Consider the following 8,245-nt stretch of genomic DNA (forward strand, 5'->3'; position numbering starts at 1 on the left):
GCTACGATCTCCCAGCCTGTGGCCGGTTTCAGGCGCTCATTGATTTCTTCGAAGCGGGGAATGTGGTCCTTCACCCCCAGCGATGGCAAAGCAGCGATAAAAGCATCGCAGGCCAGCCCCGGCAGCAGCGCCGACTGACGCTCGTAAAGGCGGCGGTAGGTGTCGTGGTCTGCCTCGGTGTAGGCCGACCAGTTCTGCGCGCAGGTGTAGTCGTCGCGCGCACGCCCATAGTCGCCGCGGGGCGGGCGCTCGCTGGCGCCATACACAACAGGTTCAACGGCCATCAAGCTCTCCAAAGGGTTTCAGTCCGGGGGCCACACAAAACTCCCCACAAAGGTGCGCGGCGAGGCGCGAGGTCGCAGACAGAGACCGCGCCACGGAAGGCCCGAACAACGGTGCTATGCGCCTTTTCTCGGAGATTCCAGGGTGCCGCGGCGGATCTGGTCAAGCTCCATCGTCTCAAACAAGGCCTTGAAATTGCCCTCGCCAAAGCCCTCGTTGCCCTTGCGCTGGATGAACTCGAAAAAGATGGGACCGAGCTGGTTTTCGCTGAAGATCTGCAGCAGCAGCTCGCCTGGCTGACCATCAACCAGGATGTTGCGCGACTTCAGCGCATCCAACTCTTCACCGTGGCCGGGAATGCGCTTGTCGAGCAGCTCGTAATAGGTGTCGCTGGTGTTGAGCAGCTTCACCCCGCCAAGCTCCAGGGCATCGACCGTGTCGTACAGGTTGGTCGAGCCCATGGCGATGTGCTGGATACCTTCGCCCTGGTAGCGGTCCAGGTACTCCTGGATCTGGCCGGCCTTCTCGTTGCCTTCTTCGTTGATTGGGATGCGAATCTGGCCACAGGGGCTGGTCATGGCCTTGCTCTTCACGCCAGTGGCCTGGCCTTCGATGTCGAAGTAGCGCACCTCGCGGAAATTGAACAGGCGCTCGTAGAACCCGGCCCACTCGTCCATGCGGCCCCGGTGCACGTTGTGCGTCAGATGGTCGATGTAGGTCAGACCGTGGCCGACCGGGTTGATGTGGGCCCCGGAGTTGGGCGCCAAGGGTACAAAGTCCACATCGAAGAAACCGATGTTGCCGATGTCGCCGGTTTGCGCGCTGTTCTTGCCGCGCCACTGGTCGATGAAGTAGATGATGGAGTCGCCAATGCCCTTGATGGCCGGGATGTTGAGCTCGCCCGGGCCGGCGGCCTGCGCGTAGCCCCAGGCGCCGAGCGAAATCGCGCGCTCGTAGGCGGCTTTGGCGTCGGCTACACGGAAGGCGATGGCGCAGACGCTGGGGCCATGCAGACGGGCAAAGCGCTGGGCAAAGCTGTCTGGCTCGGCGTTGATGATGAAGTTGATCTCGCCCTGGCGGTAGAGCGTCACGGCCTTGTGGCGGTGGCGAGCAATGGCGGTGAAGCCCATGCGCTCGAACAGCGAGCCCATGGCGGCGGGATCGGGCGCGGCGTATTCGATGAATTCGAAGCCGGCCGTGCCCATGGGGTTAGACCAGTCGGTGCCAGGCGCTGTGGCGTCCTGGGGCAAGGGGGCGTTCATGGGCAGTCTCCTAGTGCAAACAGCGCCGAGCGGCGCGAAGTACTCAACTTTAGGACCACAGGGTGGCAGAAATCCGGCGTTGTGGGGCGCGACACTCGTTCATTGCGCAGGAAACATGCAAAATAGTCAGAATGCAAGCACTGGACAAGCTCGATCGGCACATTTTGCGCAGCCTGCAGGTGGATGGCCGTGCCACCTTCGACCAGATCGCCGAGGCCGTGGGCCTGTCGGCCAGCGCGGTCTTGCGGCGCGTGCGCCGGCTGGAAGACACCGGGGTGATTGCCCGCTACGTGGCTCTGGTTCGGCCCGAAGCGGTGGGCCTGGGGCTCACCGCCTATGTGAACGTGCGGCTGGAGAAACACGCCGAACACGCCAAGCGACACCCCATGGACGAGTTTCGTGCCAGTGTGATGGGCTGGGCCGAAGTGGTCGAGTGCGTGGCGCTCACTGGCGAGATGGACTTCCAGTTGCGCCTGATGGTGGCCGACATGGCCGCGTATTCGCGTTTCATGATGGATACCTTGCTGAAACACCCCAGTGTGCAGGACTGCCGCAGCAGCTTCGTGATGGACCGGGTCAAAAGCACCACGGTGCTTCCCGTGTAAGTGGCGACAAACTTCACGCACTGTCAAGGTGCAGCGCCCCGCCTGTCGGACCAGGGCGGGGATTAGAGGCGTCAGTTGTTGTTGATCTAGGGAAAACCCTTATATTGACTCTCATGGTCCATCCTTTCTCCTGGTTGAAGTCCACGCTCGGTCGCCGCGATCCGGCCGCTGGCGTGCCGCCGAGCGAAGGTCTCTCGCCGTCATCGGTCATGGTGCCGATCCGCTCCATGGGTCCGGCGCACCGCGAGCGCATTGCCGCCCATCTGGTGGCACTGGATCCGCACGATCGATACCTGCGCTTTGGTTACGCCGCCAACGACGAGCAGATCCAGCGCTATGTAGCCCAGTTGAATTTTGAGCGCGACGAGCTGTTTGGCATCTTCAACCGCAAGCTCGAACTCATCGCCATGGCACACTTGGCCTTTTCGATTGATCCGGCTTGCACCAGCTGCGCCGAGTTTGGTGTGTCGGTGGCCAAAAGCGCGCGCGGGCGGCGCTACGGTAGCCGCTTGTTCGATCGCGCAGTCATGCACGCCCGCAACGAAGGGGTGCAAATGCTGTTCATTCACGCACTGTCTGAAAACACCGCCATGCTGCGCATCGCGCGCAACGCCGGTGCGCTCATCGAGCGCGACGGATCCGAGAGCGAAGCCCACCTGCGCTTGCCGCCAGCCGATTTCGACTCGCGCATGACCGAGATGGTGAACGAGCAGGTAGCGATCACGGATTACCACCTCAAGTCGCAGGTGCGTCAGTTCTGGCGTGTGCTGGACCAGCTGCAGGCGATCCGCCAGGGTGCCCGCGAGCGCTTGCTCGGCTGAGTCTGACTCCCCGCGGCGGCCTTTGCGCCGCGCACAGCGCATGGGGTATCCTTTGCGACTGTTGCAACAACGCATTCCTTCAGTGGCCGACACCCCCCCCAGTCCCGGGCCGCAGCGCAGCCTGCGGCAAGAAGACAAACGTGGATTCCTGCAACGACTCGCGGAATTCATCCACCCCGGACCCGACTCCAAAGACGAGCTGATCGAGACCCTCGCGGACGCCGAGGACAACGACATCATCAACGCTGAGTCACGCATCATGCTTGAGGGCGTGATCCGCATCGCCGACATGACCGCCGGCGATGTGATGGTGGCCGCGCCTCGCATGGATGTGCTCAACATCCATTCGCCGTTTGATGAGCTGTTGCACCTGGTGATCGACACCGCGCACTCGCGCTTTCCGGTCTATGAGGGCGAGGCCGAAAACATCATCGGCATCCTGCTGGCCAAGGACTTGCTCAAGCTGCAGCGTGCGCCCGAGCTCAATATCCGCGCCTTGCTGCGCCCTGCGACATTTGTGCCCGAGAGCAAAGGACTCAATGACTTGCTGCGCGAATTCCGCGGCAACCGCAACCACCTGGCGATCGTGATCGATGAGTTTGGCCGTGTGGCGGGCCTGATCACGATCGAGGACGTGCTCGAAGAGATCGTCGGCGAGATCGAGGATGAGTTTGACGAAGCCGAAGACGAAGGCGACATTTTTTCCCTGGCCGACAGCACTTGGCGCGTGGGGGGTGATACGTCCATCGAGCGCATCAACGAATCCTTTGGCGTCAAACTGCCCGAAGACGGGTTCGAGACCATCGGCGGCTTGATTGCCCACACCATGGGTCACGTGCCCAAGCGCGGCGAGATCCTCGAAATCGAGGGCTTGCGATTCATCGTTCTGCATGCCAAGGGTGGTGCGGTGAAGTGGTTCAAGGTCATGCCTGTGCTTTCCAGCACCTGAACCAACAACAGCGCGCGGGTCGTTCCGGATCACACCCATGCGCAGCCTGTTCGGCAACCTCCACGCGCCTTCCACCTTTGCACCCCTGAGCGGTTTACCGCCCAGGCGCGGCAGCGTGCTGGCCAGTCTATTCTGGCTGCTTGCCTGCCTGGCGGGCGGCACACTGCAGGCCGCCGCACTCGCCTGGCCGCTGCGGTCGTGGAGCCCCTGGGGCTTGGTGCCCGGAGAGCCCAGCGGCGTGCTGCAACTCTTGGCCATGGTGTTGCTGGTGCTGGCGCTGCAGCAGTCTTCCCGCATGGGCGTAGCGGCCTGGCGCGGCTGGGTGTTCACCACCGCCTGGCTGGCTGGCACGTTCTGGTGGCTGTTCGTGTCCATGCACACCTACGGCGGGCTGGCCGCCTGGCTGGCCGCATTCGCGGTGCTGGCTCTGGCGGGTGCACTCGCGCTGTACTACGCGGCAGCGATGGGCGCGCTGGCTTTGCTGGCGCCACGCCCTCGCTGGATGCAGGCGGTGTTGTTTGCTGCGCTGTGGACCCTGGCCGAACTGATGCGAGCCCAGTGGTTCACTGGTTTCCCCTGGGGCGCAGTGGGATACGCCCATGTGGACAGTCTCGCGGCCTGGGCCCCCTGGATTGGCGTGTACGGCATGGGCGCCGTGGCGGCGTTGGTGGCGTTTGGGCTCGGCTCGGCCATCACCGCGCTGCTGCGCGCCGCGCACGGCTGGCTGACGCGTCCGGTGCGCCTGTCCCAACCGGCGCGGCGCGGCCCCCCGGCCTCGCGCGTGGCGAGGCTGGCGTGGTGGGCTGGCTCCCAGCAAACGTTGCGGATCGCGCTGTTTGCGCTGGCTTTGCTGGCCTTGTGGACGGGCGGCCGCTGGCTGCCCGACGGTCAACGCCACACCACCAGCGCCGGTCCGTTGCGCGTCTGGCTGCTGCAGGGCAACATCGCGCAAAACGAGAAGTTTGTTGAAGGCACCGGCATGGCGCAGGCGCTGGCCTGGTACCCGGACCAGGTGGTGCAGGCGGTGGCCGCGGCCGCGGCCGATCCGGGCCAGGGCCCTCAGCTGGTAGTCGCGCCCGAAACGGCGGTGCCTTTGCTCCCATCCCAGCTCGGTCCCGATTTCTGGCCACCCCTGCTCAACGCGCTGACTCAGCCAGGCGTGACCGCGCCAGTGGCCGCGCTCATCGGCCTGCCGCTGGGCAGCTACACCGAGGGCTACACCAACTCGGCGTGGGGGCTGGACGCGCTGGCTGCGGCGAGGGCCAAGGCCCGGCTGGCGCAGGACGGCGCAGGCGCCGCACCCTTGCCGGATAACGCGTTTTACCGCTACGACAAGCACCACCTGGTTCCGTTTGGCGAATTCATCCCGCCCCTCTTTCGCTGGTTCACCCAGCTCATGAACATCCCGCTCGGTGACTTCAGCCGTGGCGTCCTGCCGCAGTCGGCCTGGTCCGTCGCGGGGCAGCGCGTAGCGCCTAACATCTGCTACGAGGATCTCTTTGGTGAGGAGCTGGCGGCTTCCTTCCGAGCGCCCGATGTGGCGCCCACGGTGCTCATCAACCTCAGCAACATCGCCTGGTTCGGCGACACGGTGGCGATCGACCAGCACCTGCAGATCTCGCGCCTGCGGACGCTGGAGCTGGGCCGGCCCATGCTGCGAGCCACTAACACCGGCGCCACCGCGGTGATCGACCACCGCGGTGTGGTGACCCACGCGTTGCCGCGCCTCGCGCGCGACCGGCTGGTGGCCAGCGTGGAGGGCCGCAGCGGAACCACACCGTTTGCCCGCTGGGCCGGCCGCTGGGGCCTCACCCCGGTCTGGGTCGCCTGCCTAACGCTGGTGCTGCTGATGGGCTCGATGCGCCGGCGCGTAAAACGCCGGCGCTGAGCGACGAGGTCCGGCCCGTAAAATCGGGAGTTGCCCGTTTGCGTGCTGCCTGCGCGCGGCCGGGCGACAGACAGATCATTCTCACCCGTCCCTGGCCCCCACCGGCCTTCTTCGCGCATGTTGACCTTCCAGCAAATCATTCTGAAACTGCAGTCCTACTGGGACGCGCAGGGTTGCGCGCTGCTGCAGCCTTACGACATGGAGGTCGGCGCGGGGACCAGCCACACCGCCACGTTTTTGCGCGCGCTCGGCCCCGAGCCCTGGAAAGCCGCTTATGTTCAGCCCAGCCGCCGCCCCAAGGATGGCCGTTATGGCGAGAACCCCAACCGGCTGCAGCATTACTACCAGTACCAGGTGGTGCTGAAGCCCGCGCCGGCCAACATCCTGGAGCTGTATCTCGGCTCACTCGAAGCCTTGGGCTTCGACTTGAAAAAGAACGACATCCGCTTTGTGGAAGACGACTGGGAAAACCCCACGCTGGGCGCCTGGGGTCTGGGGTGGGAGGTCTGGCTCAACGGCATGGAGGTGACCCAGTTCACCTACTTCCAGCAAGTGGGCGGGATCGACTGCAAACCCGCTACCGGCGAAATCACCTACGGCCTGGAGCGGCTGGCGATGTACCTGCAGGGTGTGGACAACGTGTACGACCTGAAATGGACTGAGACCATCAGCTACGGCGACGTCTACCTGCAGAACGAAAAAGAGCAGTCGGCCTACAACTTCGAACACAGCGACGCCGAGTTCCTGTTCACCGCCTTCACCGCCCACGAAAAACAGGCCAAACACCTGATTGAAGTGCAGCTCGCTTTGCCCGCCTATGAGCAGGTGCTCAAGTGCGCGCACAGCTTCAACCTGCTGGACGCGCGTGGCGCCATCAGCGTGACCGAGCGTGCCGCCTACATCGGCCGAATCCGCAATCTCGCGCGCAGCGTGGCGCAGAGCTACTACGAGAGCCGCGAACGCCTGGGCTTCCCCATGGCGCCGCGCGAGTGGGTCGAGCAGATGAGCAAAAAGGCCGCGTGAGCGCAAGAGCCCCAGTCATGACAACAACAATCAATAACCTTCTCGTTGAACTGTTTGTGGAAGAGCTGCCGCCCAAGGCACTCAAGAAGCTGGGGGACGCATTCGCCCATGTACTGGCCGAGCAGCTCAAGGCTCAGGGCCTGGCCGATGCCAAGGCCACCGTTACCGCTTACGCCTCCCCACGTCGGCTAGCCGCTCACGTCACCGGCGTGGCCGTGCGAGCCGCCGACAAGGCCGTGTCGCAAAAGCTCATGCCGGTGAGCGTGGGCCTGGATGCTGCGGGCCAACCCACGCCCGCTCTGCTCAAGCGCCTCGGTGCCTTGGGGGCCGGCGCGTCTGCGGTGGCTGGACTCAAGCGCGCGAACGACGGCAAGGCCGAGGCGCTGTTCTACGACAGCGTGGTGCCTGGCGTCGACCTCGCGGCGGGCTTGCAGAAGGCCCTGGATGAAGCCATTGCCAAGCTGCCCATCCCCAAGGTCATGACCTACCAGCTGGAGACCGACTGCGAGCTCCCCGGCTGGAGCAGCGTGCAGTTTGTGCGCCCGGCCCACGGCCTGGTGGCGCTGCACGGCAGCGAGGTGGTGCCAGTGAAAGCGCTGGGTCTGAGCTCAGGCAGCACCACGCATGGCCACCGCTTTGAAGCGGCGGTGGACCCGGTGGTCTTGAAGGACGCCGACAGCTACGCCGCCACGCTGGCCCAAGACGGTGCGGTGATCGCGTCATTCGACGAACGCAAGGCCGCGATCGCGCGCCAGCTGGTTTCCGCGGCCGCCCGAGTGGGCGGCGGCTGCCGACCGATTGAAGACGACGCGCTGCTCGACGAGGTGACGGCGCTGGTCGAGCGGCCCAACGTGCTCATCTGCCAGTTCGACAAGCAGTTTCTCGACGTGCCGCCCGAGTGCCTCATTCTCACGATGAAGGCCAACCAGAAGTACTTCCCGCTGCTTGACGTGCAGGGCCGGCTGACGAACCAGTTCCTGGTGGTGAGCAACATCACCCCGGACGACGCCAGCGCGGTGATCGGCGGCAACGAACGCGTGGTGCGCCCGCGCTTGGCCGATGCCAAATTTTTCTTTGACCAGGACCGAAAGAAGACGCTGGAGAGCCGCGTACCAGCGCTGGCCAAGGTGGTCTATCACAACAAGCTGGGCACGCAGGGCGAGCGAATCGAGCGCGTGTGTTCTATCGCCGAGACCATCGGCCTGCAACTCGGGGGCGCCGAGCTGGCGGCGCGCGCGCTGTTGGCGGCCCGGCTGGCCAAGACCGATCTGGTGACCGATATGGTGGGCGAATTCCCCGAGCTGCAAGGCATCATGGGTGGCTACTACGCGAGCCACGATGGCCTCAGCGAAGACATTGCGTTTGCCATCGAAGACCACTACAAGCCGCGTTTCGCGGGCGACGAACTGCCACGC

Annotated in this window: 7 protein-coding genes and 1 pseudogene; 6 read left to right on the top strand and 2 right to left on the bottom strand. The window is 64.6% G+C overall.

Translation table 11 applies throughout. From position 1 onward, the window contains the following. Both GPT34_RS17220 and hppD read right to left on the bottom strand, forming a co-directional pair. Positions 1-284, bottom strand: a pseudogene (locus GPT34_RS17220) (phenylalanine 4-monooxygenase); the annotation flags it as partial. A gap of 114 nt (positions 285-398) precedes the next feature. Next, on the bottom strand, positions 399-1,544 hold the full coding sequence (hppD, locus tag GPT34_RS17225) for a 4-hydroxyphenylpyruvate dioxygenase (RefSeq protein ID WP_291015135.1): 1,146 nt from the start codon (positions 1,542-1,544) through the stop codon (positions 399-401). Positions 1,545-1,675: 131 nt separating this feature from the next. Here hppD and GPT34_RS17230 point away from each other — a divergent pair, with 131 nt between their 5' ends. The 6 genes from GPT34_RS17230 to glyS form a co-directional block, all read left to right on the top strand. After that, positions 1,676-2,149: an Lrp/AsnC family transcriptional regulator gene (locus GPT34_RS17230; RefSeq protein ID WP_291015137.1), complete on the top strand. Its 474-nt coding sequence runs from the start codon at positions 1,676-1,678 to the stop codon at positions 2,147-2,149. 113 nt (positions 2,150-2,262) lie between these two features. Next, positions 2,263-2,970, top strand: a complete 708-nt coding sequence (locus GPT34_RS17235) for a GNAT family N-acetyltransferase (RefSeq protein WP_291015140.1) — start codon at positions 2,263-2,265, stop codon at positions 2,968-2,970. An 82-nt stretch (positions 2,971-3,052) separates the two neighbouring features. Beyond that, on the top strand, positions 3,053-3,919 hold the full coding sequence (locus GPT34_RS17240; RefSeq protein WP_291015142.1) for a transporter associated domain-containing protein: 867 nt from the start codon (positions 3,053-3,055) through the stop codon (positions 3,917-3,919). 37 nt (positions 3,920-3,956) lie between these two features. Next, positions 3,957-5,807, top strand: a complete 1,851-nt coding sequence (gene lnt / locus GPT34_RS17245; protein ID WP_291015144.1) for an apolipoprotein N-acyltransferase — start codon at positions 3,957-3,959, stop codon at positions 5,805-5,807. A 117-nt stretch (positions 5,808-5,924) separates the two neighbouring features. Continuing rightward, positions 5,925-6,830, top strand: coding sequence for a glycine--tRNA ligase subunit alpha (gene glyQ / locus GPT34_RS17250; RefSeq protein WP_291015146.1), 906 nt, complete (start codon positions 5,925-5,927; stop codon positions 6,828-6,830). Between the two features lie 17 nt (positions 6,831-6,847). After that, positions 6,848-8,245, top strand: a 1,398-nt coding sequence (glyS, locus tag GPT34_RS17255; protein ID WP_291015148.1) for a glycine--tRNA ligase subunit beta, incomplete at its 3' end; no start/stop codon positions are given.

Source organism: Hydrogenophaga sp. (assembly GCF_011390835.1).
Lineage (GTDB): Bacteria > Pseudomonadota > Gammaproteobacteria > Burkholderiales > Burkholderiaceae_C > Hydrogenophaga.